Genomic DNA, 24,231 nt, shown 5'->3' on the forward strand with positions numbered 1-24,231 from the left:
TTTTGCTAGGGTTCGGGCCGCTCTGGGTCGGGCATGACGTGCCGATGTGAGCTGCAAATAACGATCAAGAGGGCCAAGGAGGCCTGTCAATGCTCAAGCTTTACGGATTCGCCGCGAGTAACTATTTCAACATGGTCAAACTGGCTTTGCTGGAAAAGCAGATGCCGTTCGAAGTCATATCCATGCATGGCTGCCAGAACCCGCAAACCCTTGCTGTCAGCGCCAGTGGCAAGGTCCCGGTGCTGGAGACCGAAGAGGGATTCATCAGCGAAACCGACGTGATCCTGCGTTATCTCGAAGACACACATCCGCAAACGCCGCTCCTGCCCACCAACCCATTCGCCCGGGCGCAAGTGTGGACCCTGGCAAAGGAAATCGAGCTTTACATCGAGCTGCCGGCGCGCCTGTGTTACGTCGAGGTGCTGTTTGGTGGCCGAGCGACGCCAGAGGCACTGAAAGCCAAGGCCCGACGGGATCTGATCAAAGGGTTTGCGGCGCTGGAGCGACGCGGCAAATTTGCGCCCTATGTGGCGGGAGCTGAGTTTTCGCTGGCGGATATCTACTTCATGTACAGCGTGGACCTGGCGCAGCAGGTGGGGGAGCGGCTGTTTGGCCTGAATCTGCTTGATGAGGTTGCGGGGGCAAGGGGGTTGCTGGAACGGCTGAATGATCGGCACTGCGCGCAGCTTGTTGCGGCGGACCGAGAGGCGGATTTCCCGATTTTTCTGGAGCGGGTGCGGCCAGTGTCCGGGCAGACCGCGGGTAGCTGACAGCCCTGTAGCAACGCGGCTTGCCTGCGGTGGCGCTGTTGAGTTCGCTACCGCAGGCAAGCCGTGCTGTCACCAGCAAAGGTCTTAGCGGGCAGCCAGCAATTGCGTGCCGCGAACGACTGCAGCCTTGACCTGCGCCGGAGCGGTGCCGCCGATATGGTTGCGGGCGTTGACCGAACCTTCCAGGGTCAGTACGGCGAACACATCCTGCTCGATCTGATCGCTGAACTGGCGCAGCTCGTCCAGTGTCATTTCGGCCAGGTCTTTGCCAGTCTGCACGCCGTATTTCACGGCATGGCCGACGATCTCGTGGCAGTCACGGAACGGCAGGCCACGGCGCACCAGATAGTCAGCCAGGTCGGTCGCGGTGGAGAAACCGCGCAAGGCCGCTTCACGCATGATCGCGTGCTTGGGCTTGATCGCAGGAATCATGTCGGCGAAGGCGCGCAGCGAGTCACGCAGGGTGTCGGCAGCGTCGAACAGCGGCTCTTTGTCTTCCTGGTTGTCCTTGTTGTAGGCCAGTGGCTGGCCCTTCATCAAGGTCAGCAGGCCCATCAGGGCGCCGAACACCCGGCCGCTCTTGCCACGGACCAGCTCCGGGACGTCCGGGTTTTTCTTCTGCGGCATGATCGAACTGCCGGTGCAAAAGCGGTCTGGCAAATCGATGAACTGGAACTGCGCACTGGTCCACAGCACCAGCTCTTCGGAGAAGCGCGACAGGTGCATCATCGCAATGCTCGCTGCCGAGCAGAATTCGATGGCGAAGTCGCGATCCGACACGCTGTCCAGCGAGTTGCCACCCACGGCTTCGAAGCCCAGCAGTTGGCAAGTCAGCTCGCGGTCGATCGGGTAAGTGGTGCCAGCCAGCGCAGCGCTGCCCAGTGGCATGCGGTTGGTGCGCTTGCGGCAGTCGATCAGACGCTCGTAATCGCGGCTGAGCATCTCGAACCAGGCCAGCATGTGATGCCCGAAGGTCACCGGCTGTGCAGTCTGCAGGTGAGTGAAGCCCGGCATGATGGTGTCAGCTTCGCGCTCGGCCAGGCCCAGCAGGCCTTCTTGCAGGCGAGTGATCTCAGCCAGGATCAGGTCGATCTCGTCACGCAGCCACAGGCGGATGTCGGTGGCGACCTGGTCGTTGCGGCTACGGCCAGTGTGCAGTTTCTTGCCAGTGATACCGATGCGGTCGGTCAGACGCGCCTCGATGTTCATGTGCACGTCTTCCAGGTCCACACGCCAGTCGAAAGAGCCAGCCTCGATTTCGCCCTGAATGGTTTTCAGGCCATCGATGATGGTGTCGCGCTCGGCATCGGTCAGTACGCCGACCTTTGCCAACATCGTGGCGTGGGCAACCGAGCCCATGATGTCGTGGCGATAAAGGCGTTGATCGAAAGTGACGGAGGCGGTGAAGCGTGCGACGAAGGCGTCGACGGGTTCACTGAAGCGGCCGCCCCAGGACTGATTGGTCTTGTCGGTGCTCATGGATTCGCTCGCTGCTCTGCTGATTACTGTACTGATGGCTGTTCTGATGAAGAAGTGGCTGGGCCGTTCTTGTCAGGCGCGGGCGATGATAACAGCATTGCCGTTTTTTTATTCCGGACAGCTTGCCCGCAAGGGTACGAGCGCAGAGACTGGAGGCATGCAAAACGAGCGCAACAATCCGGGCCAGAGCGCTTCGCCCGGCAAAGAGTTCTTCCTTCCGGAACTGTGCCTGCCCCAGGCGCTGCTCGTTCTGGTCGTGCTGGCAGAACTGTTGGTTCTTGTTCTGGTGCTGGTCGAGCCGATGCATCCGGGTTTCGATTGGGTGAGGCTGGCGCTGATCTCGCTGTTCGTGCAGTGGATCGTGTTGCTCTCTGCCGCGCTTTTGTGCGGCCTGCGCCCCTGGCTTGCCCGACTCAACACGGGAGTTGCCGGTACCATCGGCTGTTTGCTGGTGGTGGCGGTGACTTTACTGTGTACGGCGGTTACGGACTATTGTCAGTTGGACGGCACGACGCCCGTCTACGGCCTCGTCGAACGCTATCTACGCTATTCGTTGATTGCCTTGATCATGTCGGCCCTGATGTTGCGCTACTTTTACCTGCAGAGTCAGTGGCGCAAACAGCAGCAGGCGGAACTGCGAGCCAGGATCGAGTCGTTGCAGGCACGCATTCGGCCGCACTTTCTGTTCAATACCCTTAACAGCATCGCGAGTCTGGTTGCGACCGACCCGGACAAGGCTGAACAAGCGGTACTGGATCTGTCTGATCTGTTCCGCGCCAGTCTGGGCAAGCCCGGCAGCCTGACCACGTGGCGCGAAGAGCTGGAGTTGGCCAAACGTTATCTATCGATTGAGCAATATCGACTTGGCGAGCGTCTACAGTTGGACTGGGACGTCAGTGCAATTCCCGACGACTTGCCGATTCCCCAGCTAACATTGCAGCCATTACTTGAGAACGCATTGATCTACGGTATCGCGCCCAGTGTCGAAGGCGGCGTGGTCCGGGTCGAGGCGGACTACGAACGGGGAGTATTCATATTGCGCGTCAGTAATCCCTATGAAGAAGTCGCGCCTCGGCAGACTTCAAGCGGCACTCAGCAGGCCTTGGCAAATATCGGCGCCCGCATCACGGCACTTTTTGGCCCTCTCGCGAGTCTGAGCGTGGAGCGCCGTGACGGTCGTCACTTCACCTGTCTACGCTATCCTTGTGCGAGACTCACGCAGGAAGCCAGAGCAATATGAATGTCCTGATCGTTGATGACGAACCCCTAGCCCGCGAACGCCTGGGCCGAATGGTCGGTGATCTTGAGGGTTATCGGGTCCTTGAACCCAGCGCCACCAATGGCGAAGAAGCCTTGACGCTGATCGATAGTCTGAAACCCGATGTGGTGTTACTCGACATCCGCATGCCGGGTCTTGATGGGCTGCAGGTTGCAGCCAGATTATGTGAGCGCGACACGCCACCTGCCGTGGTGTTCTGCACTGCTCATGACGAGTTTGCGCTGGAGGCTTTTCAGGTCAGCGCCGTTGGCTATCTGGTCAAGCCGGTGCGTGCGGAAAATCTGCTTGAAGCGCTGCGCAAGGCTGAACGGCCGAACCGCGTGCAACTGGCTGCCATGACCCGACCTGCCGCCGAGAGCGGCAATGGTCCCCGTACCCACATCAGTGCGCGGACACGCAAAGGCATCGAGCTGATTCCGCTGGATCACGTGATCTATTTCATTGCCGATCACAAATACGTGACCTTGCGCCACGAGGACGGCGAAGTGTTGCTCGATGAGCCGCTCAAGGCGCTGGAAGACGAGTTCGGCGATCGCTTTGTGCGTATTCACCGCAACGCGCTGGTGGCCCGCGATCGCATCGAGCGCCTGCAACGCACGCCACTGGGGCACTTCCAGCTGTTCTTGAAGGGCCTCAACGGCGATGCCCTGATCGTCAGCCGCAGGCATGTCGCCGGCGTGCGCAAGATGATGCAGCAGTTATAAAGCGAGGGGGCGGCGACACGCCGTCGCATGGCGTCCGTGCGTCGATTGAGAACATGATGCGAGCAGATTGAAGACAGTCATTCGGCCCGATTGGGCCGAGCTGTTATTATTCGCCGCATTCACTCAGTACGGATTGATCCATGTCCTCTCGCGAAATCCGCATCGCCACCCGCAAAAGCGCGCTGGCTCTCTGGCAGGCCGAATACGTCAAGGCTCGCCTGCAAGAAGCTCATCCAGGCCTGATCGTGACCTTGGTGCCGATGGTCAGCCGGGGCGACAAGCTGCTGGACTCGCCACTGTCGAAAATCGGCGGCAAAGGCCTGTTCGTCAAAGAGCTGGAAACCGCGCTGCTGGAACACGAAGCGGACATCGCCGTGCATTCGATGAAAGATGTGCCGATGGATTTCCCGCAAGGCCTGGGCCTGTTTTGCATCTGTGAGCGTGAAGACCCGCGTGATGCGTTCGTCTCCAATACCTTCCCCAGCCTTGATGAGCTGCCGCCCGGTAGCATTGTCGGCACTTCCAGCTTGCGTCGTCAGGCTCAACTACTGGCGCGTCGTCCCGATCTGAAAATCCATTTCCTGCGCGGCAACGTCAATACCCGTCTGGCCAAGCTGGATGCGGGCGAATACGACGCGATCATTCTTGCGGCTGCCGGTCTGATTCGCCTTGGTTTCGAGGATCGCATCACGTCGGCAATCAGCGTCGATGAGAGTTTGCCTGCAGGCGGGCAGGGCGCAGTCGGTATCGAGTGTCGCAGCGTGGATACCGAACTGCACGCATTGCTGACCCCGCTTCATCACTCTGACACCGCCGTACGCGTGACGGCCGAACGAGCGCTTAACAAGCACCTCAACGGCGGATGCCAAGTGCCGATCGCGTGCTACGCGGTGCTGGAAAACGACCATCTGTGGCTGCGCGGTCTGGTGGGTGATCCTGCTGGCAGCCTCCTGTTGCGCGCCGAAGCCCGGGCTCCGCACGCTGACGCGCAGGCCCTCGGCGTGCAGGTGGCCGAAGCGTTGTTGGCGCAGGGTGCCGCGACGATTCTGAAGGCTGTCTACGGCGAGGCAGGCGAGGAGTGAAGGGCTGGCGCTTGCTGCTGACGCGTCCGGCTGAAGAGTCGCAGACACTCGCGCAGGTGCTGGCCGATGAAGGCGTGTTCAGCGCCAGTCTGCCTTTGCTGGAAATCGAACCGCTGCCGGTTTGCGAAGCAAATCGCTCGATCATCTATAACCTCGCAACCTACTGCGCGGTGATCGTTGTCAGTAAACCTGCCGCCCGACTGGGGCTGGAGATGGTCGACGAAGTCTGGCCGCAGCCGCCCATGCAGACATGGTTCACCGTGGGAGCGGCGACCGCGCAGATCCTCGACGACTATGGTTTACGGGTCTTCTTTCCAGAGCAGGGCGATGACAGCGAGGCGCTGCTGAGCCTGCCGCAACTTGAAGAAGCAATTTCCGGATACGACCCCAAGGTACTGATCATGCGCGGCGAAGAGGGGCGCGAGCTTCTGGCCGAACGTTTGCGCGAACGGGGTGTTGCTGTCGATTATCTGCCGCTGTACCGTCGTCACTTGCCGCAGTACCCGGCTTTCGCCCTCGCACAGCGTGTCGAGGCGGAACGCTTGAACGGGCTGGTGGTCAGCAGTGGACAGGGTTTTCAACATCTGCGCGAATTGGCGGGCGATGCCTGGCCTGATCTTGCGCGGCTGCCTTTATTCGTACCGAGCCCCCGGGTTGCTGAACTGGCGCGTGAGGCCGGGTCTCTGACCGTAGTGGACTGCCGTGGCGCCAGCGCTTCGGCCTTGCTGGCAGCGTTACGGGAACATCCCGAACCTGCCTCTCCGGCGTAATGATCGACACGTCGGGTTACGCGATTACGCCCAAATGCAAAGGATGGATACGTGAGCGAAACAGTCTTGCCAAAAGATGACGTTGAACCGGTAGTGGCCAAACCTGAGCCGCTACCGGAACCAGCGCAAAAAGAACCTTCCAATCGTCGCGGCAGCAACGGTCTTGCGATTCTCGCGTTGTTGCTGGGCGCCGCAGGCGTGGCGGTCGGTGGCTGGAGCGTGTGGCAGTTGCGGGCCATTCAGTCAGGCGGTCAGGCGCAGTCCAGCCAGTTGCAGGACATCAGCTCGCAAACCCAGATCCTCAAGCAGAGTGAACAGCAACTGGCTGCGCGTCTGGCGCAACTGCCCCCGGCCGAGGAGCTTGAAGACCGTCGTCGTCTGGTCACTCAACTCCAAGGCGATCAGCAGCGTCTGAGCCAACGTCTGGAGACGGTGTTGGGTGCGAGCCGCAAGGATTGGCGTCTGGCTGAGGCCGAACACTTGCTGCGTCTGGCCAGCCTGCGCCTGTCCGCGCTGCAAGACATTACCAGCGCTCAGGCTTTGGTCCAGGGTGCTGACGAGATCCTCCGCGAGCAGGACGATCCGGGAGCTTTCGGCGCCCGCGAGCAGTTGGCCAAGAGCCTGGCGGCGCTGCAGAGCGTCGATCAGCCGGATCGCACAGGCCTGTTTCTGCAATTGGCCGCATTGCGTGATCAGGCGACTCAACTGAATGCACTGGCGCCTGAATACAAGGACAAGGGCGAATCGCTGTTGGGCCTCACCGATGGCAGCGAAGACAGCTACTGGGCCCAGTGGTGGGACAAGATTTCCCAGTACATTCGCATCGACTTCCACGCCGACAAGAACATCCGCCCACTGCTGGCCGGGCAAAGTCTGACCCAGGTACGTCTGGCACTGAGCCTCGCTCTTGAACAGGCCCAGTGGGCTGCGCTCAACGGCGAATCCGAGGTCTACGCCAAGGCCGTGACCGAAGCGCGCAGCGTGCTGGACGCCAACTTCAACCAGGACAACCCGCAGAGCAAAATGCTCGGCGAGCGTCTGGACGAGCTGGCGAAGAAGCCCGTCTCAGTGCTGACGCCGGACCTGACCCAGAGCCTGAGCGCAGTGCAGGCTTATCTTGAGCAGCGGCACAAGCCCGTTGGTGGCGCACTGGATCAGCCAAATGAGGGGACGAAGCCATGAAGCGCGCGTATGGCATCGTCTTCGTGGTGATCGTCGTTGCGGCATTGGTGGGGCTCGCGATTTCCCGGCACGCCGGGTACGTATTGATTGCCTACGACAGCTTCCGCTACGAGTCGAGTCTGTGGGCTGCGCTGGCGTTGTTGGTCGCCGTCGTGTTGCTAATCTGGCTGGTTCGCGGTTTGGTGAGACTGCTGACCGCCTCCGGTGGCGTGGTCAATCCGTGGTCACGACGCAATCGCAGCCGACGTGTCCAGGTCGCGATCGAACAGGGTCAGATGGACCTTGCCGAGGGTCGCTGGGCCAGTGCTCAACGTCATCTGCATCGGGCGGCTGAAGCCGAACGCCAGCCGCTTTTGTATTACCTCGGCGCTGCCCGTGCAGCCAACGAACAGGGTCGATACGAAGACAGCGACAATCTGCTGGAGCGGGCCTTGGAGCGTCAGCCTGATGCCGAACTCGCCATCGCGTTGAACCACGCGCAGTTGCAACTGGATCGCGGCGACAGCGATGGTGCGCTCGTGACCTTGCAGGCGATGCAAGAGCGTCATCCACACAACCCTCAGGTGTTGCGCCAACTGCAGCGCCTGTATCGCCAGCGCGGGCAATGGTCCGAGCTCATTCATCTGATGCCGGAACTGCGCAAGGACAAAGTACTTCCCGCGCAGGAACTGGCAGAGCTGGAAAAGCGCGCTTGGGGCGAGAACCTCTCGCTGGCCGCCTATTGCGATGTCGAAGGCGACACTGGCCCGGCCGGTTTGCCTGCCCTTGAAAAAGCCTGGCAGCAGCTGACTTCGGCACAGCGTCAGGAGCCGGCGTTGATTCTGGCGTATGCCGAACAGCTTCGTCGTCATGGCGCCGATGTGCAGGCCGAAGAGGTTCTACGCAATGCCATGAAGCGCGACTACAGTCCTCATCTGGCGCGACTCTACGGTCTGGTCCGCGGCAGCGATCCGGGTAAACAGCTGCAAGCGGCGGAAGGCTGGTTGAAAAACCATCCGGACGATCCGGGACTGCTGCTCACTTTGGGACGCTTGTGTTTGCAAAGCAGTCTGTGGGGTAAGGCGCGGGATTATCTGGAGGCCAGCCTCAGGCTACAACGCAATCCCGAAGCTTGTGCCGAGCTGGCTCGTTTGTTGGGGCAACTGGGTGAGACTGACCGCAGTAATCAGCTGTTCCAAGAGGGGCTCGGCCTGCTCGACGAGCGCCTACTCGCTCGTCCCCTGCCAGCGCTCAGCCGCGCTTAGCCTCCTTTGGCGTTACATGCAAAAGGCCCAAATACGGGCCTTTTTGTTATTGTGTCGCCAATTTATGTGGGACGTTTCTTCGACTTTGCCTAAATTAGGAATTGGTGACCGGATGGCGGGTATAAATTCCTATGTCTGAAGTCGTTAAATCCCTACATAAACAAAGAAATATCCTCCCCCGGTTGCCTTGAAAGCGAGTCTCTCTTTCCTCTACCGTAGCCGCCTTAGTCTTTTGTTACGGATTTTCCATGCATCTGGCCCGCACGCGCTCCCTGTTCTTTCTGGCGTCCATTGCCTGTGCATTGATCGTGGGAGCGGCATTCTATCTGGAGCGTGTGGCAGGGTCCGCTCCTTGTCCGCTGTGTTACGTACAGCGCTCGCTCTTCGCGATTATCGCTGTGGTCAGCCTTGTCGCTGCTCTTCACTCTCCGCAAAAGCGTGGCTGGCGTCTCTACTCGCTCGGCATGTTGCTGCTGTCTCTGGTCGGGGCGGCGATAGCGGGCCGTCACGTATGGCTACAGGCATCCCCTCCAGACAACATGGCTTCCTGTCTCGAAAATCTTCGCTACCTTCTCGATACTCAGCCTTACTGGAAAGTCCTGAACCTGATTCTGGCTGGCAGCGCAGGCTGCTCTGAAATCACCTGGTCACTTTTCGGCATCAGTCTTCCGGAGTGGAGCCTGCTGGGGTTCGCTGGCATGAGTCTGTTCGCCCTCTACTACCTTTTCATCGAGTTTCGTGGATTCGGATCAATGGATGTGGGGGCGCCGGATTAAACACTTGTATGAACTTTATCTCCTGCGTACCTTGAAGGCCTGGTCGAGCGGGCATAATCTGGGCCGCACGCATCATCGGAATAATGCTGCTGTCGACGTTTTTCAGAGCCGGTTTTCATAAGCATCAAGCCGGGTCGCAAAGCGATTTCAGGCAGCATGCCCCTGAAGGGAAGAGAGAACATCATGCTGGAAAGTTGTCAGAATGCTCAGGAACGCTGGGGTGGAGTTCACAAGCTGATCGACCGCTGGTTGCTGGAACGCAATGAGCTGATCAAGGCTTACGATGATCTTGGTGCGGAGCCGGACGCGTTGTCCGAGACACGCAAACAGTTACAGGAATTCTGCGGGACCCTGGTCGACTACGTGTCGGCGGGTCATTTCGAAATCTACGAACAGCTCACTGGCGAAGCCAAGGCGTTCAACGATCAGCGCGGGCTTGAACTTGCCGACACGATCTATCCGCGGATCGATGTGATCACTGAAAAGCTGCTCGCGTTCAACGATCTCTGCGATGAAGGTAAGTGCGTTGCCGAGAAATTCAAGGAGCTGGGCGGTTTGCTCCATGAGCGTTTTGAGCTGGAAGACTGCCTGATCGAAGTACTGCACACCGCGCACAAGGCAAAGGACGCGGTTCAGGCCTGATCGATGTGCGAGATGTAAAAAGGGTGCCCTTGAGCACCCTTTTTTGTTGTCTGCTTTCTGTAGCAGTACGGCCGGGCGGCGCGATGAAGTATCCCGAGGTTACTGCGAGACCGCGATCAGTTCGATCTCGAATACGAGTGGGGTGTAAGGATCGATCAAATCCCCCGCGCCTTCGGCCCCGTACGCTTGAGCCGACGGAATCACCAAGCGCCATTTCGCACCCACTGGCATGTCGACCAGTGCGGTGGTCCAGCCTGCTATGACGCTGTCGAGACGGAACCACTGCGGCTGCTGACTCTGGTCGAAAATCGTGCCGTCAGGCAGACGCCCGACGTACTTCACCTGAACGCGCCCATTGATGTCGGGCTTGGCGCCTGTGCCTGGTGCCAGCTCGGTCATGAGGATGCCATCGGCGAGTTGTCGCACACCCGGTTTGGCTTTTTCGGAATCCATGAAGCGACGCTCTTCCTTCAACGCGGCTTCGGTCTGCGGCTCGGACTGACCGGAGTTTTCCGCCTGCGCAAGTGCGGCGTCATGGTCGCTGAGGATCTGCTCCATGCGCTCCTGTTTTATCGCCAGAGGTTTGTTCTGATAGGCCTGCTGCAAGCCTTCGATCAATGCGGGCAACTGCAGATCCGGTGCTTCCTGGCGCAGGCGTTCACCCAGACTCGCGCCCAGGCTGTACGCCAGATCGTGGGCGTTATCGGAGGGTGCAGCATCGGTCGCGTGAGCAAGGGGTACCAAGAGGAACAACGACATAAACAGGTAGCGCGACATGAATGCTCTCCGGCCTGGGAAGTGAGCGATTATGCCAGCGACGGTGCCTTTATGTGGTGACGATGTGAAGGGATTTTGGCGAACGTGCAACAGAGCTCGATTTGTAGTGTCAAGATGCCCTAGCGGCGGTGCGGGCAGAGGTCTAGTATGAGCCGCATTCAAATCAGCCAGGAGGTAAATCATGTCGGCCAACAAGAAGCCAGTAAACACTCCGTTGCATTTGCTCCAACAACTCTCGAGCAGCTTGCTCGAACATCTTGAAGATGCCTGCTCCCAAGCGTTGGCCGATGCAGAAAAACTGCTCGCCAAACTGGAAAAACAACGCGGCAAGGCTCAGGAAAAACTGCACAAATCGCGCACCAAACTGCAAGACGCTGCCACCGCCGGTAAAGCCAAGGCACAAGCCAAGGCCAAGGACAGCGTCGGCGAGCTCGAAGCATTGCTCGACGCTCTGAAAGATCGTCAGACCGAAACCCGCACTTACATCCTCAACCTCAAGCGTGATGCTCAGGAAAGCCTGAAGCTGGCCCAGGGTGTTGGCCGTGTGAAAGAAGCCGTGGGCAAAGCGCTGAGTGATCGCGCTGCCAAAGCACCTGCCAAGGCTGCAGCGAAACCTGCTGCGAAATCTGCCGCCAAGCCTGTCGCCAAGCCTGCCGCAAAAGCACCGGCCAAAGTCGCTGCTGCCAAGCCTGCTGCAAAAGCGCCTGCCAAGGCCCCGGCCAAAACAGCTGCCGCCAAGCCGGCTGCCAAAGCTGCGGCGAAAGTTGCTGCAAAGCCAGCCGCTAAACCGGCAGCCAGAACCGCCGCCGCAAAACCTGCTGCAGCGAAGGCTCCAGTAGCCGCTAAACCTGCGGCTAAAGCCGCTGCAAAACCTGCCGCAAAAGCGTCGGCTGCAGCCAAGGCACCTGCTAAAACCGCAGCCGCAAAACCTGCTGCCAAACCAGCGACTGCCGCTGCTAAACCAGCCGCCAAGCCAGCGGCCAAGCCAGCAGCAAAAGCACCAGCCGCGAAGCCAGCAGCCAGTGCCGCCGCCAAGCCTGCTGCCGCCAAAGTGGCTGCAAAACCGGCCGCTGCCAAACCGGCTCCGAAGGCAACTGCAGCTGCCAAACCGGCCGCCAAGCCTGCAGCAAAACCAGCCGCTGCAAAAACTACAGCCAAACCAGCCGCTGCAAAAACTACAGCCAAACCTGCAGCCGCGAAGCCGGTAGCTGCCAAACCGGCCGCAAAACCAGCAGCCGCAAAACCTGCTGCCAAGCCTGCAACTCCGGTCGCCTCCACGGCTGCGAAGCCTGCGACCCCCGCTCCAGCAGCGTCGACTTCGACCACCGCACCTGCCGCTCCAGTGACGCCTGCTACTCCAGCCGCCACTCCAGCAACCGGTTCGACCTCGAACAGCGCTTCCTAAGCAAGGTCCGCCCCGACGCGCCGCAACACTTGCAGCGCGTCGGGCGCTTCGTTCGCAGCCTCTCCAGCGAGCGCTTCCAGCCAGGCGCCCCTCTGTTGCGCGCCTCGCTCACGCCAGCCCAGAGTCAGACGTTGCAGTCTCACCAGCAGCTCACGCTCGGCATCGAGTTCCAGCACTTTCAAACGTTCGCGCAATGCGCCGAGTTCCGCATCGGTTATCGCCGCGGTTTTCCACTGCGTGCGCAAATCTCGCAGCGGGCCGACAACCCGGTCGTGCCACGGGGTCGCCAATTGTCTGATTTCCTCGGCCCGTTGCGGATTGAAAGGTACGTCGGACTGGTCCAGCCATAGCCCGCACAGCAACGCGCAGACGTTGCCGCCACGGGCTTGCAGCGTCAGACAGGCTTGCTCTACGCCCGGTCGAGCGTAGAAATCCAGGGTGAAACTCCAAAGGTCGGAAGGCATAGTCATCTACCGGTTTTGGGCGAAGCTGGTAGACTCCGCCGCCATTATGATCAGACTTCAAAGCCTTACCTTACAGCGTGGTCCGCAACGTCTGCTAGAAGACGCCGAGCTGACCCTGCACGCCGGCCAGAAAGCCGGCTTGATCGGCGCTAATGGCTCCGGCAAATCCAGCCTGTTCGCGTTGCTTCGGGGTGAACTGACCCCCGACAACGGCGATTGCCTGCTGCCTGCCGATTGGCGTATTGCCCACATGCGTCAGGAGGTAGATACCCTCGAACGCCTGGCGGTGGACTACGTTCTGGATGGCGACTTGCGTCTGCGCCAGGTGCAGCGTGATCTTGCGGCAGCCGAAGCCGCTCACGATGGCGCAGCTCAGGCGCGTCTGCATTCGGAGCTCGACAGCGCCGATGGCTACACCGCCGATGCGCGGGCTCGCAAACTGCTGGCCGGTCTGGGCTTCACCAACGAACAGATGGAACGTCAGGTCGCAGATTTCTCCGGTGGCTGGCGGATGCGTCTGAACCTGGCGCAGGCATTGATGTGTCCATCGGACCTCTTGCTGCTCGACGAGCCAACCAACCACTTGGACCTCGACGCCATCCTCTGGCTCGAAGACCACCTGAAGAGCTACCAGGGCACGCTCCTGCTGATTTCCCACGACCGGGATTTCCTCGACGCCGTGGTTGATCACGTCGCCCACGTCGAACAGAAAAAGATCACGCTCTATCGCGGCGGTTATAGCGCTTTCGAGCGTGCCCGTGCCGAGCGTCTGGCCCAGCAGCAACAGGCCTACGAGAAGCAGCAGGCACAGCGCGCGCACATGGAGAAATTCATCACGCGCTTCAAGGCCCAGGCCACCAAGGCCAAGCAGGCACAGAGTCGGATCAAGGCGCTGGAACGCATGGAAGAGCTGTCGGCGGCTCACGTCGACTCGCCGTTCGACTTCACCTTTCGTGAGTCTGCCAAGATATCCAGCCCGCTGCTGGACCTCTCCGATGCGCGCTTGGGTTACGGTGACAAAGCCATTCTGCAGAAGGTCAAATTGCAGCTGACCCCGGGCGCGCGCATCGGTTTGCTCGGCCCGAACGGTGCCGGTAAATCCACGCTGATCAAAAACCTCGCGGGTGAGCTTGAGCCATTGAGCGGGCGTCTGGTGCGCGGCGAAAACACAGTGGTTGGCTACTTTGCCCAGCATCAGCTGGACTCTCTCGACGCCAAGGCCAGCCCGTTACTGCATTTGCAGCGCATCGCACCGACCGAGCGCGAACAGACCCTGCGCGACTTCCTCGGTGGTTTCGACTTCCGTGGCGCGCGACTGGACGAGCCCGTTCTGAATTTCTCCGGTGGCGAGAAAGCGCGTCTGGCGCTGGCCCTGATCGCCTGGGAAAAGCCGAACCTGCTGCTGCTCGACGAACCGACCAACCACCTCGACCTGGAAATGCGTCTGGCCCTGACCATGGCGTTGCAGGAGTTCAGCGGCGCGGTATTGGTGGTTTCCCACGATCGTCATTTGCTCAAGAGCACCACAGACAATTTCCTGTTGGTGGCCGACGGTGTTGTTCAGGAGTTTGATGGCGATCTGGATGACTACGCCCGCTGGCTGGTGGATTACCGCTTGCGTAATGCGCCGGTGAGCAACACGCCGGTCAACGCCGACAAGACCGACAAGAAAGCCCAGCGGCAGCAGGCGGCAGCTTTGCGTCAGCAACTGGCGCCGCACAAGCGCGAAGCCGAGAAGCTGGAGAAAGAGCTCGGCACCCTGCACGAAAAGCTGGCGAAAATCGAAACCGCACTCGGCGACAGCGCGATCTACGAAGCCGCCAACAAGGACAAGCTGCGTGACTTGCTGGCTGATCAGGCCAAGCTGAAAAGCCGTGAGTCCGAGCTGGAAGAGGCGTGGATGGAAGCGCTGGAACTGCTGGAGTCGATGCAGGCCGAGCTGGAAGCGCTGTCCTGATGAGGCGCCCGGCGCCACTCTGGTAATCGGCTGGCGCTTTCAATACCGGCGCGGGGGACGGGCTGATGCCTTGTGACCCGCACAGCTATCTCCCAAGTCGCCGCAACAGTTAGAAATAATTGGTCTTTGGGCCGCAGAAACACTAGGTTAGAGCGAGTTTTCCGCTCTTGCCTGAGGTGTGTAATGTCGCTCGAAACGTGGCTGGCTTTCTTCGCCGCCTGCTGGGTCATCAGCCTGTCTCCGGGCGCCGGTGCCATTGCATCGATGTCCAGTGGCCTGCAATACGGTTTCTGGCGCGGGTACTGGAACGCGCTGGGGCTGCAACTGGCGCTGATTGTGCAGATCGCGATCATCGCCGCAGGCCTGGGCGCGATCCTCGCCACCTCGGCGCTGGCATTCACGCTGATCAAGTGGTTCGGTGTCGCATACCTGGTTTACCTGGGCGTGAAGCAATGGCGCGCGCTGCCGAGTGATCTGTCCGATGACTCGACTATTCGCCCTATCGGCAAGCCGCTGGCGCTGATTGCCCGGGGCTTCCTGGTGAACATCAGCAACCCCAAGGCGCTGGTGTTCATGCTGGCGATCCTGCCGCAGTTCATCGACACCCATCTGGCTCTGGTGCCGCAGTATCTGACGATCACCGTGACTATGGTCAGCGTCGATCTGATCGTGATGGCGGGCTACACGGGGCTGGCTTCGAAAGTGCTGCGTTTGCTCAAGACGCCTAAACAGCAGCGCCGCATGAACCGCACATTTGCCGGACTGTTCGTCAGTGCGGCGGCTTTTCTGGCGACGCTGCATCGCGCTTGATTTGAGCTGAATCGCCGTAGCAGCCCAGCTTGCCAGTGGTAGCGATCGTCAAGACGCCACCGCTGGCCAATGGAGCGCCGCCCGGCCTTTCGCTAAAGGATATTGCGAAGATCACCTCAGAATCTTCGGTGCCTCATCCCGTGGCAGGTTGTTGCGCTGCACAGCCTGTTCCGGCGAGTACTCAACTTCCCCACGCAGTTGTTCACGCAGCTGACGGGCGACATCCAGGCCGATCGACTTTGACACTTCTCGCACCACACGTCCGCGGTTCGACTCGATGCGTCGGTCGTTGCCGTTCGCCAGTCTGGTGTCCTGACCTTCACCCATCGCCGTGAACGCTGAGGTAATCTCGAAGGTGCGCGTATTGATCAGGCTGAAATCCGCCACCAGCGTCAGGCCCAATACAGCCGAGTGGCTGTTGGTGTTGGTGTTGGCGATTTCGTTGACGTCGTGGCGAAAGTCGATGTCCGAGACGGTACCGAACAGCACGTAATCGGCGCCCTTGAAGTTGCCGTTCTTGATCCGCTTGATAACGTCGTAAACGTCTTCTCTGGACTTGGCCGTGTGAGGCGTGCCCTGCACTAATTGGAACATCCCGGACTTGAGAATCTCGCCCTTGATGTCGCCGCTGAATTTACGCAGCTCACCTTGCTCGATGTAGGTATTGCGCGCTTCGTACTCCTTGTAACTGGCCGAGCCACTGGCGCTGTAGGCGTTGGCCTGGAAGTTCGTCTGCGCCGATACGGTGTGGATGTACTCTTCCACCTGTTGCTCGAAGGCCATGTCGGTCACTGCGACTTTCGGTGCGGCGTGGGCGCCGACCGCGCAGAGCATGCCGAGAATTCCGATCCATGCGCGCATGCTCAGCGCTCCGTGGTCTTGCGGATTTCTTTTTCGTCCATCCACTCAGCAAGTCCGCTTTCCACGTCGATCAGTTGCAGGCTGAATTTGTAGAAGACGTCCTTGTAGTCGCTGCTGCGCTTGACGATCGAGCTGATCGAACCTTCCAGACGGTATTTGGCGGCGACCATGTTGCCGGTCTTGCTTACGGTCGACTGTTTGTAGAGGCCACTCTGGTTCTGCAGCTTGAGCTGGTCGACCTGGCTCTGCATGTCGGTGTTGTCGCTGGCGAAACGCGCGGTACCGGACTTCATCAGCTGAGTCTTGATCGACGTGGTGATTTCGCGGGTGTCGATGTATTCGCTGGTTTTGTTCTTCACGTCGTAGACCTGCACTACCGGGCGGCCCTGAAGGGTGCCCGACTGCGCCAGAGAGCGAGTCATGCTTTCGGCAATCATCTGCAGATCGGTCGAGCCGAATTCATTGGTGATGGTTTCAACGGCCTTGGTGTCGCCGTAGCTGATGTTCTTGCTACCCAGAACGGGCGAGTTGTTGGCGCAGCCGGTGGCCAGCAGGGCCAGGGCGGCAATGAGAGAGAAGCGAAAAAACGACATGTCGAGGGTCTCTTTGGCTGAGCGAATCGTGTGGGTCAAGGGGTTTTGACTTCAAGGCGAAAGTCAGTGGCCTTCGGCACCGGAGCGATGGCTGGCAAGAAGCTGCTTTGCGAGCCATACAGCGTCAGGCTTTTCCAGGTTTCGGGCTCGGCGACCGGGAAGCCGTCGTTGCCAAGCCAGGCGAAGCGGTAATACATCGTCTTGTTGTAACTGCTGGTGTTGTTCAGCGAGACGTTGACGGTCATGAAGCCGTTTTCCCGAGCGACGCGCATTGGGCCGATCTCGATGTTCTTCAGGCTGCCCATGACGACCACCTTGCTGGCGGCGCTGCCGGGGGCGGGCGGTGGCGGGGTGGCGCAGCCGGCAAGCAACGCCAGCGCCATCAGGCCGAAAATCTTGCAACGCATGAATAGACTCCGTTCAGGGTTTGTTGATGGCCACGGTCTGCGGCAGGCTCGACGGGATGACTTGAGCCGCCAGGCCGCTGGTGTAGACCTGGTTGCCGATGGCGCGCAGGGTGACCACTTGATAAGGCCGGTCGACTTTCAACTGCACATGAGTGCCACCAAGCGAAGAGGGCAATACGACCTGATGTTCGCCCGGCTTGAGGCGCACACGCGCTACCAGCGTGTTGTCCGGCAGCGTGCGCCAGGTTCGCGTGTCGGCGCCTTCGGTGACGGCCGAAGCGATACCGACCGCCAGACCGGCAAGCGGGCTGGTTTCGTTGAGTTTCTTTTGCGTCACGCCACGGGTGATGGCGCGCACGCTGGTGCGCAGGATGATGCCGGGCATGTCGTCACGCAGGGCGCGACGGGACATGGCGGTAGTGCTGTTGAGGATGGTCAGGTTCAGCGGCTGCCCGTCGAGAGCGATCTGGTTGAAGAACGGCGTGGAAGTGTCTGCCTTGATCACCGGAAACGACAACGGCGTGATTACCAGATTGTTCTGAATGGGCAGCGGTAGCGGAATGCGGATCGAGTCCCGGGCCGGAGCAAAACCGGCCTGCACCACGATCAACACTTCGCTGCCTTCGGCGCCGGTGTTCTTGCTGCCGGCGGCGTCGAGATTGAGCAGGGCCTGATCCAGTAACGGTGTGTTCGGGCGCAATTCGGCGGCCTGACGATAGCCCGGTGCGGCGAGGTCTTTCTCGCCCAGTGCTTCATACACGAAGCCGGCCAGGTAGTGGCTGAACGCACTCTGATAGCTGTTTTTCAGGCCCACCACTTCCGGCGCATCAAGGGACTCGACAGGGTAGCCCTTGAGGTCCTTGTACTGGGTGCTCACGCCTTGGCTTTTAGCCTCGTTTTCACTCTTGAGGTACTGCTTGTCGCGCAGTTCGGCGATGACGGCTTCGCGTTCATGGGTTTTTTTGATTTCGGTACGCGCACCGTCGAAATCGTTCTGAGCCAAGAGGTTCAAAGCCATCTGGGTGGTCAGCATGACTTTTTCGTAGTCGTAACCTTCGTAGCGGCGAACCTTGTCGTTGACCAGAAAGCTGCCGAACTGGGCGAGGTACTTGCCGCTGTCGAGCTTGACCGAGTCTTCCCAGCCGAGCACGGTCTGGTCGGCGAGGCGCCAGGCAGTCTGGCTGCCGGTCAAGTCACCTCTGGAACGCAGCAGTTCACCTTTCTCGAAGTAATACAGCAGGTCCTTGTCATCGCCGGTGTTGTTTTTTTCCAGCAACGACAGGGCGCCGTCGACATTGCCGCTGCTCAACTGCAGGTTGGTCTGCTGCAGTTCGGTATCGTAGTTGCGAAAGGCGGCGCAGCCGGTCAGTTGCACAGTCGCGATCAGCGCGAATGCAGTCAAGGCGCGGGAAGACATCGAGATCATTCCTTGAAATGGCCAGGTTTACAGCCGGCCATGCAAATCCGTTTTGAGGAAGCAGAACTTCCCGTGAGGTCAGCCGTTGATGATGGCTGTGTGCCAGTTAATGGCGGCGAGGATTATAAGGAGCGAGCCACTTAAAACAATGGCTTTTTGATGTCGCACGGCACATTCAGAAGGGTCTGACACACCGTTTAACAGTTTGCGCAGATCCGCCGGGTCATCGGCCGACAATCACAAATATCAAGCCGACTAGCCAATATTGGCCGAACAATGTCGGAACGCTTGAGTGCGCGACGCTGTACATGAACAATGACAACCCTTCGCATTTCTACTCGAGATTCACGCATGTTTTCCCCGTCCCGCTTCATGGCCTGCCTGAGCCTGGTGCTGCTGAGTCTGTTCAGCACCGCATCATCGGCAGATTCCGTCGACGGTGCCGCTCAGGCACTGCATCTGCTCGACTACGTGAGCGCGGATTACCCGCCCACCGTGGTTGACGGCAAGGTGATCGACGAAGCGGAGTACCGCGAGCAGGTCGAGTTTCTCGGCGCGTTGCAGGGCCTGATCGTTGCCTTGCCCGCGCATGGTGAGCGTGTCGAGCTGGAGCAGGGCGTCAAAGCCTTGCTGGCCGCAGTCGAACAGAAGCAGGACGGCGCTCTGGTTGCGCGTCAAGCTCGGCAACTGGGGGCCAAACTGGCAGTGGCTTACGAAGTGAGCCAGGCGCCGGTGATTACCCCCGACCCCATTCGTGGAGCGCCGCTGTATGCGCAGCACTGTTCGGTCTGTCACGGCGACGCGGGGGCTGGCGATGGCCCTGCGGGTATCGGGCTGACGCCACCACCGGCCAACCTGCGTGACGCGCCGCGGCTGGATCGCCTGAGCCTCTACGACATCTACAACACCCTCGGGCTGGGTATCGAGGGCACCGACATGCCTTCGTTCGCTGACCAGCTGGATGACCGTCAGCGTTGGGACGTAGCGACCTACATCGCCAGCTTCAGCGCTGATGCCGCGGCCGCTCAGGGCAAAACCTACAACCTCGCCGATCTCGCGCGCCAGACCCCGGCAGAAGTGATCGCCGCTGAAGGTCCACAGGCGGCGGCGACCTTCCGCGCCCAGCGTGCCCACCCGCCGCAGGTCCAGCGCGGCCCGGCGCAACTTCTCGATTACACCCGTCAGACGCTGGACAAGAGCCTGGCGGCGTATCAATCCGGCGAACGCGAGCAGGCATACGATCTGTCGGTAGCCGCGTATCTTGAAGGCTTCGAGCTGGTGGAAAGCTCGCTGGACAATGTTGATGCCAACGTTCGCAAGGACACCGAGAAAGCGCTCATGGCCTATCGGCAGTCGTTGCAGGACGGGAGGCCTGTCGATCAGGCCGCACAGAAGCTTTCGGCCGCGAAGATCAAGCTCAAGGAATCGGCTGATCTGCTGGGAAGCGATGGCTTGAGTACATCGCTGAGCTTCATTTCGGGATTATTGATTCTGCTGCGCGAAGGCCTTGAAGCGATTCTGGTATTGGCAGCGATTCTTGCCTTCTTGCGCAACACCGGCCAGCAATCGGCGGTCCGCAGCGTCAACGTTGGGTGGGGGCTGGCGTTGCTGGCTGGCTTGGGAACCTGGGCCTTGGCGGCGTATGTAATTGATGTCAGCGGCTCGCAACGTGAACTGCTGGAAGGCGCGACTGCTCTGTTCGCCAGCGTCATGGTGCTGTGGCTGGGCGTATGGATGCACGACCGGCGTCACGCGGCTGCCTGGCAGGATTACATCAAGAGCAGCCTGGTTGGCGGCGGTGGGCGTTTCGGCTTTGCGGTGCTGGCATTCTTCTCGGTCTATCGCGAACTGTTCGAGGTGATCCTGTTCTACGAGACCCTCTGGCTTCAGGCCGGTCCCGCCGGGCATAACGCTGTGCTGGCTGGTGGCGCTACTGCGCTGGTGCTGTTGGTGGGCCTGGCGTGGGTCATTCTGCGCGGCTCGGCGAAGCTGCCATTGGCGATGTTCTTTGGCATTAACGCAGCACTGCTGTGCGCGTTGTCCGTGGTCTTCGCGGGCCATGGCGTGAAGGCGCTGCAAGAGGCCGGTATCTTCGGTACGCGACCGGTGCCGTTCTTCGAATTCGACTGGTTGGGCATTCATGCCGATGCGTATTCGCTGAGTGCTCAGGCTGTCGCGCTGCTGGCAATCGCGGTGCTCTACGGCCGCAGTCGGCTGGCTGAGAAGCGTCGGGTGGAGGCTGCATGATGCGGGTCTGGATCGATGCCGACGCTTGCCCGAAGGCTGCCAAGGATCAAGTCGTCAAATTCGCCCTCAAACGAAAGTTCGAGGTGGTGATGGTGGCGGGGGTCAGTTTGATCAAGCCGAATTTTGCGCTGGTCAAACTGATCGTGGTGCCCAGCGGCCCCGATGCTGCCGATGATTATCTGGTCGAACACGCTGTGCCGGGTGAACTGGTGATCTGCAGTGATGTGCCGCTGGCAGACCGCCTGGTGAAGAAGGGCGTTGCCGCTCTGGACCCGCGTGGCAAAGAGTTCGATGCGCAAAACATGGGCGAGCGGCTGGCGGTGCGTAACCTGTTCACCGACCTGCGCGAACAAGGGCAGGCCGGTGGCGGGCAGGGCGCTTATGGTGATCGCGAGAAGCAGGCCTTCGCCAATTCCCTGGACCGGATTCTGACGCGTTTGGCGCGCGAATATCCGGTCTGATCAGCCTGGGGCTTCAGGCTGAAGCCTGCTCCTCGCTTTCCTGAACCAGTTCAAGCACACGATCCACCAGCTTGTTGATGCCGGACGCCGCTTCGCCGATGGACTTGGCGACCATGTACGCTGGGGTGCTCACCAGCTTGCGATCCTTGTCTTCGACGATATCGCTCACATCGCACTCTTTGTGGTTGCCGCCCATTCTGGTGATCTTTGCGGCGGTGTCAGGGTCGTTGCCGATGGTGCAAGTGACGCCCGGACCGTAGATCTTCGCTGCCAGCGCAGGTGACACACAGATCAGCCCGACGGGCTTGCCCGCCTCGGCGAAGGCCTCGGCCATGGCCAGTACTTCCACCTGAACCTTGCAACCAGATCCTTCGGCCGCAAAGTTCGACAGGTTTTTCGCGGCACCAAACCCACCGGGAATGATCAGCGCGTCGAATTCAGTGATGTCGGCTTCGCGGATGTCTTCGATGGCGCCGCGCGCGATGCGGGCTGACTCCACCAGCACGTTGCGCTTCTCGGGCATTTCTTCGCCGGTCAGGTGATTGATCACATGGTGCTGCTCGATGTTCGGCGCAAAGCACTTCACCTGTGCGCCGCGCTGATCCAGGCGCAGCAGGGTGAGCACGCTTTCATGAATTTCCGCTCCATCCTGCACTCCGCAACCGGAAAGAATGACGGCCACTTTTTTACTCATGCGTGTGCTCCCTCTCTTGGGCGATCCGGTGCGCACCGGTACGCCGTTTCTGTCGTTTTCCATGGCGTCCAGCGATTCGCTCGCCACGCCAACGATGTCGTCAAATGTCTACTAATTTGTCATTTGTCGCCATAGGGTTTTGCCATGGCCACGCCTTATCTTCGAAGTTTCGTCGCCGGGTGGCGTTGATGAATTTCATTCTGTATGCGGTGCCATTTTTCTTTGTGTTGATTGCCGTCGAATTGCTGGCAGACCGCTGGCGCAAGGTCGACAACTACCGCGTCGCGGATGCCATCAACAGCCTCAGCACTGGCGTGTTGTCCACGACCACAGGCCTGCTGACCAAAGGCGTAGGGCTGGTGAGCTATGCCTTCGCTCTGGAGCATTTCGCGCTGTGGCGGTTGTCTGCCGAGAGCGTCTGGGTCTGGGTATTTGCCTTCATCTTTTACGACTTCTGCTACTACTGGCTGCACCGCTTGGGCCATGAGCGCAACATCCTCTGGGCCGCGCATTCGGTGCATCACCAGAGCGAGGACTACAACCTCTCCACCGCCCTGCGTCAGACCAGTACCGGTTTTCTGCTCAGCTGGATCTTCTACCTGCCGCTGGCGCTGATCGGCGTGCCGCTGGTGGTATTCGTCGCCGTGGCATCGCTCAATCTTCTGTATCAGTTCTGGGTGCATACCCGGCACATTCCCAAGCTTGGCTGGTTCGAGTGGTTCTTCGTCACGCCGTCGAATCATCGCGCGCACCATGCGCAGAACCTTGTCTACATGGATCGCAATTACGGCGGGGTGTTCATTGTTTGGGACCGGCTGTTCGGGACGTTCCAGGAAGAGCTGGACAGCGAGCCGCCAATATTCGGCGTCACAACCCCCTTGAGAAGCTGGAACCCGCTCTGGGCCAACGTGCAGTTCTACGCGCAACTGGCGGCCGATGCGCGGCGAGCAGGCTCTTGGTGGGACAAGCTGCGGATCTGGTTCATGCCCACCGGCTGGCGGCCTGCGGATGTAGCGGCGCGATACCCGATCAACAAACCGGACCTGAGTCAGTTCCGTAAATTCGAGGTGCCGCTGACGCTGCCGCAGCAGGTGTACGTCGGCGTGCAATTTTCGCTGTACACCTTGCTCGGCAGTTATCTGTTATCCAATGGGGAGACGTTGCCCTGGCCGGCATTGATTGTCGGTTGGGCTTGGGTAGCGCTGGGTTTGTTCGTGTTCGGTGCGGCGCTGGAGAGCAGGCCGGCGGCGTTGAAGCTGGAAGGGATGAGGCTGGCGGCCAATCTGCCGCTGATGGCACTGGCGCCGGCGGTGGGACTCTGGCCGGTCAGTGCGCTGGGGTGGGTCGCGTTGCTGGTCTACACCCTGTTGAGCGCAATCTCTGTGTACTGCGCTCGGGGGCGTTTCACTCGTCTGGCCGGTTCTTGACGTCGACGGTGGACGGGACTGCCAGCTTCGCCTCGCGGGCGAGGCGCGCGTTCTTGATACGGCGCCGGACCCAAAGCAGGCCACCAATGACTAGCAGGGCACCAAGCACCCACAGCTCGTATTTCTTGACGTTGCCCAGCAAGCCTTCCAGCACGGCACCGAACTTGAAGGCTGCGGCGCCGAGTGCCGCCGCCCATACCGCAGCGCCAATACCGTTGAGTAGCAGATAGCGTCCCGGCGGATAACCCGAAAGGCCGATCGCCACTGGCATAACCGTGCGCAGGCCGTAGACAAAGCGGAAGCTCAACACCCAGATATCCGGATGCCGACGAATGTGTTCCAACGCGCGATCACCGAGCAATTGCCAGCGCGGTTTACGTGCCAGAAGCTTGCGGCCATGCTTGCGCCCCATGAAATACCAGAGCTGATCGCCTGCGTAGCTGCCGAAAAAGGCAACGACGACGACCAGATTGATGTCCATGTAACCGCGAAATGCAAGAAATCCAGCGAGAACCAGAATGGTCTCACCTTCAAAAAAGGTCCCGAGGAAAAGGGCGAAGTAGCCAAATTCTTGTAAAAAATGCTGGAGCATCATTTGGGTGCTGGCGAAATGAACGCGCAGCCTAACTCGCCCAAGACATTCAGGAAAGTGTGGAAATGTGTCTCAGCGTTAAAGTTTCCTACAGAAGAAAGGGATTCTTCGTCTAGAAAGCGGGTTTACGTCCCGCGTGGGATGGTGCACTTTCCTCTGTCATACAAGAGTCATAATGCTGGCTTATAACT

At 60.0% G+C, this 24,231-nt stretch carries 24 protein-coding genes; 15 read left to right on the forward strand and 9 right to left on the reverse strand.

Features of this window, described 5'->3' with window-relative positions; genetic code table 11:
* Nucleotides 1–89: 89 nt before the first annotated feature.
* Nucleotides 90–770 (forward strand): glutathione S-transferase, encoded by a 681-nt coding sequence (locus BWR59_RS06345; RefSeq protein ID WP_081564778.1) that lies wholly within the window; start codon nucleotides 90–92, stop codon nucleotides 768–770.
* A gap of 84 nt (nucleotides 771–854) precedes the next feature.
* On the opposite strand, the gene argH is transcribed toward BWR59_RS06345, so the two are convergent.
* Nucleotides 855–2,249: an argininosuccinate lyase gene (gene argH / locus BWR59_RS06350; RefSeq protein ID WP_081564779.1), complete on the reverse strand. Its 1,395-nt coding sequence runs from the start codon at nucleotides 2,247–2,249 to the stop codon at nucleotides 855–857.
* 157 nt (nucleotides 2,250–2,406) lie between these two features.
* Between argH and BWR59_RS06355 the strand changes: the two genes are divergently transcribed.
* The 8 genes from BWR59_RS06355 (at nucleotide 2,407) to BWR59_RS06390 (ending at nucleotide 9,928) form a co-directional block, all read left to right on the forward strand.
* On the forward strand, nucleotides 2,407–3,489 hold the full coding sequence (locus BWR59_RS06355) for a sensor histidine kinase (RefSeq protein WP_081564895.1): 1,083 nt from the start codon (nucleotides 2,407–2,409) through the stop codon (nucleotides 3,487–3,489).
* Nucleotides 3,486–4,232 carry a LytTR family DNA-binding domain-containing protein gene (locus tag BWR59_RS06360; RefSeq protein ID WP_081564780.1) on the forward strand — a complete coding sequence of 249 codons (747 nt, stop codon included), beginning with the start codon at nucleotides 3,486–3,488 and terminating at the stop codon, nucleotides 4,230–4,232. Before BWR59_RS06355 ends, BWR59_RS06360 begins: the two co-directional genes overlap by 4 nt.
* Nucleotides 4,233–4,372: 140 nt before the next feature.
* On the forward strand, nucleotides 4,373–5,314 hold the full coding sequence (hemC, locus tag BWR59_RS06365) for a hydroxymethylbilane synthase (protein WP_081564781.1): 942 nt from the start codon (nucleotides 4,373–4,375) through the stop codon (nucleotides 5,312–5,314).
* The gene (locus tag BWR59_RS06370) at nucleotides 5,311–6,084 is read left to right on the forward strand and encodes a uroporphyrinogen-III synthase (protein WP_081564782.1); all 774 of its coding nucleotides are present in this window, start codon (nucleotides 5,311–5,313) and stop codon (nucleotides 6,082–6,084) included. The genes hemC and BWR59_RS06370 overlap by 4 nt, the downstream gene beginning before the upstream one ends.
* Nucleotides 6,085–6,135: 51 nt before the next feature.
* Nucleotides 6,136–7,266 (forward strand): uroporphyrinogen-III C-methyltransferase, encoded by a 1,131-nt coding sequence (locus tag BWR59_RS06375; protein WP_081564783.1) that lies wholly within the window; start codon nucleotides 6,136–6,138, stop codon nucleotides 7,264–7,266.
* Nucleotides 7,263–8,510 (forward strand): heme biosynthesis HemY N-terminal domain-containing protein, encoded by a 1,248-nt coding sequence (locus tag BWR59_RS06380; protein WP_081564784.1) that lies wholly within the window; start codon nucleotides 7,263–7,265, stop codon nucleotides 8,508–8,510. The genes BWR59_RS06375 and BWR59_RS06380 overlap by 4 nt, the downstream gene beginning before the upstream one ends.
* A gap of 248 nt (nucleotides 8,511–8,758) precedes the next feature.
* A complete protein-coding gene (locus tag BWR59_RS06385) occupies nucleotides 8,759–9,286 on the forward strand; it encodes a disulfide bond formation protein B (RefSeq protein ID WP_081564785.1) in 528 nt (175 codons plus the stop codon).
* 183 nt (nucleotides 9,287–9,469) lie between these two features.
* Entirely contained in the window at nucleotides 9,470–9,928 is a 459-nt protein-coding gene (locus BWR59_RS06390) for an Rsd/AlgQ family anti-sigma factor (protein ID WP_081564786.1), read from the forward strand.
* A gap of 99 nt (nucleotides 9,929–10,027) precedes the next feature.
* On the opposite strand, the gene BWR59_RS06395 is transcribed toward BWR59_RS06390, so the two are convergent.
* Complete coding sequence (locus BWR59_RS06395; RefSeq protein WP_081564787.1) at nucleotides 10,028–10,705, reverse strand: FKBP-type peptidyl-prolyl cis-trans isomerase; 678 nt, start codon at nucleotides 10,703–10,705, stop codon at nucleotides 10,028–10,030.
* 181 nt (nucleotides 10,706–10,886) lie between these two features.
* Between BWR59_RS06395 and BWR59_RS06400 the strand changes: the two genes are divergently transcribed.
* A complete protein-coding gene (locus BWR59_RS06400) occupies nucleotides 10,887–12,110 on the forward strand; it encodes an AlgP family protein (RefSeq protein WP_081564788.1) in 1,224 nt (407 codons plus the stop codon).
* Here the strand turns inward: BWR59_RS06400 and BWR59_RS06405 are convergent.
* Entirely contained in the window at nucleotides 12,107–12,574 is a 468-nt protein-coding gene (locus BWR59_RS06405; RefSeq protein ID WP_081564789.1) for a TIGR02444 family protein, read from the reverse strand. The two genes, BWR59_RS06400 and BWR59_RS06405, sit on opposite strands and share 4 nt — an antisense overlap.
* A 46-nt stretch (nucleotides 12,575–12,620) precedes the next feature.
* Between BWR59_RS06405 and BWR59_RS06410 the strand changes: the two genes are divergently transcribed.
* A complete protein-coding gene (locus tag BWR59_RS06410; protein ID WP_081564790.1) occupies nucleotides 12,621–14,531 on the forward strand; it encodes an ATP-binding cassette domain-containing protein in 1,911 nt (636 codons plus the stop codon).
* Nucleotides 14,532–14,714: 183 nt separating this feature from the next.
* Entirely contained in the window at nucleotides 14,715–15,341 is a 627-nt protein-coding gene (locus tag BWR59_RS06415; protein ID WP_081564791.1) for a LysE family transporter, read from the forward strand.
* A gap of 111 nt (nucleotides 15,342–15,452) precedes the next feature.
* Here BWR59_RS06415 and BWR59_RS06420 read toward each other — a convergent pair whose 3' ends face one another.
* The 4 genes from BWR59_RS06420 to BWR59_RS06435 are packed head-to-tail and all read right to left on the reverse strand — an operon-like array spanning nucleotide 15,453 to nucleotide 18,619.
* Entirely contained in the window at nucleotides 15,453–16,202 is a 750-nt protein-coding gene (locus BWR59_RS06420) for a penicillin-binding protein activator LpoB (RefSeq protein ID WP_081564792.1), read from the reverse strand.
* 2 nt (nucleotides 16,203–16,204) lie between these two features.
* A complete protein-coding gene (gene lpoB / locus BWR59_RS06425; protein WP_081564793.1) occupies nucleotides 16,205–16,795 on the reverse strand; it encodes a penicillin-binding protein activator LpoB in 591 nt (196 codons plus the stop codon).
* Between the two features lie 35 nt (nucleotides 16,796–16,830).
* Nucleotides 16,831–17,202, reverse strand: a complete 372-nt coding sequence (locus tag BWR59_RS06430; RefSeq protein WP_081564794.1) for a YcfL family protein — start codon at nucleotides 17,200–17,202, stop codon at nucleotides 16,831–16,833.
* 13 nt (nucleotides 17,203–17,215) lie between these two features.
* Entirely contained in the window at nucleotides 17,216–18,619 is a 1,404-nt protein-coding gene (locus tag BWR59_RS06435; RefSeq protein ID WP_081564795.1) for a hypothetical protein, read from the reverse strand.
* A gap of 351 nt (nucleotides 18,620–18,970) precedes the next feature.
* On the opposite strand from BWR59_RS06435, the gene BWR59_RS06440 reads away from it, so the two are divergent.
* Together BWR59_RS06440 and BWR59_RS06445 are read left to right on the forward strand one after the other, a co-directional pair.
* Complete coding sequence (locus BWR59_RS06440) at nucleotides 18,971–20,866, forward strand: cytochrome c/FTR1 family iron permease (RefSeq protein ID WP_081564796.1); 1,896 nt, start codon at nucleotides 18,971–18,973, stop codon at nucleotides 20,864–20,866.
* Complete coding sequence (locus BWR59_RS06445) at nucleotides 20,866–21,327, forward strand: YaiI/YqxD family protein (protein ID WP_081564896.1); 462 nt, start codon at nucleotides 20,866–20,868, stop codon at nucleotides 21,325–21,327. The genes BWR59_RS06440 and BWR59_RS06445 overlap by 1 nt, the downstream gene beginning before the upstream one ends.
* Nucleotides 21,328–21,340: 13 nt before the next feature.
* On the opposite strand, the gene elbB is transcribed toward BWR59_RS06445, so the two are convergent.
* Entirely contained in the window at nucleotides 21,341–22,021 is a 681-nt protein-coding gene (gene elbB, locus BWR59_RS06450; protein ID WP_081564797.1) for an isoprenoid biosynthesis glyoxalase ElbB, read from the reverse strand.
* A 188-nt stretch (nucleotides 22,022–22,209) separates the two neighbouring features.
* Here elbB and BWR59_RS06455 point away from each other — a divergent pair, with 188 nt between their 5' ends.
* Nucleotides 22,210–23,448: a sterol desaturase family protein gene (locus BWR59_RS06455; protein ID WP_081564798.1), complete on the forward strand. Its 1,239-nt coding sequence runs from the start codon at nucleotides 22,210–22,212 to the stop codon at nucleotides 23,446–23,448.
* Here the strand turns inward: BWR59_RS06455 and BWR59_RS06460 are convergent.
* Complete coding sequence (locus BWR59_RS06460) at nucleotides 23,426–24,043, reverse strand: DedA family protein (protein WP_230981970.1); 618 nt, start codon at nucleotides 24,041–24,043, stop codon at nucleotides 23,426–23,428. The genes BWR59_RS06455 and BWR59_RS06460 overlap by 23 nt on opposite strands.
* Nucleotides 24,044–24,231 lie beyond the last annotated feature (188 nt).

Origin of the sequence: Pseudomonas sp. Bc-h (genome assembly GCF_002080045.1) — a bacterium.
Lineage (GTDB): Bacteria > Pseudomonadota > Gammaproteobacteria > Pseudomonadales > Pseudomonadaceae > Aquipseudomonas.

What these genes read in the sequence shown, in the direction of transcription:
- BWR59_RS06380 (WP_081564784.1), top strand. Translation starts at nt 7,263, where the DNA reads ATGAAGCGCGCGTATGGCATCGTCTTCGTGGTGATCGTCGTTGCGGCA.
- BWR59_RS06385 (WP_081564785.1), top strand. Translation starts at nt 8,759, where the DNA reads ATGCATCTGGCCCGCACGCGCTCCCTGTTCTTTCTGGCGTCCATTGCC.
- BWR59_RS06410 (WP_081564790.1), top strand. Translation starts at nt 12,621, where the DNA reads ATGATCAGACTTCAAAGCCTTACCTTACAGCGTGGTCCGCAACGTCTG.
- BWR59_RS06415 (WP_081564791.1), top strand. Translation starts at nt 14,715, where the DNA reads ATGTCGCTCGAAACGTGGCTGGCTTTCTTCGCCGCCTGCTGGGTCATC.
- BWR59_RS06395 (WP_081564787.1), bottom strand. Translation starts at nt 10,705, where the DNA reads ATGTCGCGCTACCTGTTTATGTCGTTGTTCCTCTTGGTACCCCTTGCT.
- argH (WP_081564779.1), bottom strand. Translation starts at nt 2,249, where the DNA reads ATGAGCACCGACAAGACCAATCAGTCCTGGGGCGGCCGCTTCAGTGAA.
- BWR59_RS06360 (WP_081564780.1), top strand. Translation starts at nt 3,486, where the DNA reads ATGAATGTCCTGATCGTTGATGACGAACCCCTAGCCCGCGAACGCCTG.
- BWR59_RS06355 (WP_081564895.1), top strand. Translation starts at nt 2,407, where the DNA reads ATGCAAAACGAGCGCAACAATCCGGGCCAGAGCGCTTCGCCCGGCAAA.
- BWR59_RS06445 (WP_081564896.1), top strand. Translation starts at nt 20,866, where the DNA reads ATGCGGGTCTGGATCGATGCCGACGCTTGCCCGAAGGCTGCCAAGGAT.
- BWR59_RS06440 (WP_081564796.1), top strand. Translation starts at nt 18,971, where the DNA reads ATGTTTTCCCCGTCCCGCTTCATGGCCTGCCTGAGCCTGGTGCTGCTG.
- BWR59_RS06460 (WP_230981970.1), bottom strand. Translation starts at nt 24,043, where the DNA reads ATGATGCTCCAGCATTTTTTACAAGAATTTGGCTACTTCGCCCTTTTC.
- BWR59_RS06390 (WP_081564786.1), top strand. Translation starts at nt 9,470, where the DNA reads ATGCTGGAAAGTTGTCAGAATGCTCAGGAACGCTGGGGTGGAGTTCAC.
- BWR59_RS06455 (WP_081564798.1), top strand. Translation starts at nt 22,210, where the DNA reads ATGAATTTCATTCTGTATGCGGTGCCATTTTTCTTTGTGTTGATTGCC.
- elbB (WP_081564797.1), bottom strand. Translation starts at nt 22,021, where the DNA reads ATGAGTAAAAAAGTGGCCGTCATTCTTTCCGGTTGCGGAGTGCAGGAT.
- lpoB (WP_081564793.1), bottom strand. Translation starts at nt 16,795, where the DNA reads ATGTCGTTTTTTCGCTTCTCTCTCATTGCCGCCCTGGCCCTGCTGGCC.
- BWR59_RS06405 (WP_081564789.1), bottom strand. Translation starts at nt 12,574, where the DNA reads ATGCCTTCCGACCTTTGGAGTTTCACCCTGGATTTCTACGCTCGACCG.
- BWR59_RS06345 (WP_081564778.1), top strand. Translation starts at nt 90, where the DNA reads ATGCTCAAGCTTTACGGATTCGCCGCGAGTAACTATTTCAACATGGTC.
- hemC (WP_081564781.1), top strand. Translation starts at nt 4,373, where the DNA reads ATGTCCTCTCGCGAAATCCGCATCGCCACCCGCAAAAGCGCGCTGGCT.
- BWR59_RS06400 (WP_081564788.1), top strand. Translation starts at nt 10,887, where the DNA reads ATGTCGGCCAACAAGAAGCCAGTAAACACTCCGTTGCATTTGCTCCAA.
- BWR59_RS06430 (WP_081564794.1), bottom strand. Translation starts at nt 17,202, where the DNA reads ATGCGTTGCAAGATTTTCGGCCTGATGGCGCTGGCGTTGCTTGCCGGC.
- BWR59_RS06435 (WP_081564795.1), bottom strand. Translation starts at nt 18,619, where the DNA reads ATGTCTTCCCGCGCCTTGACTGCATTCGCGCTGATCGCGACTGTGCAA.
- BWR59_RS06420 (WP_081564792.1), bottom strand. Translation starts at nt 16,202, where the DNA reads ATGCGCGCATGGATCGGAATTCTCGGCATGCTCTGCGCGGTCGGCGCC.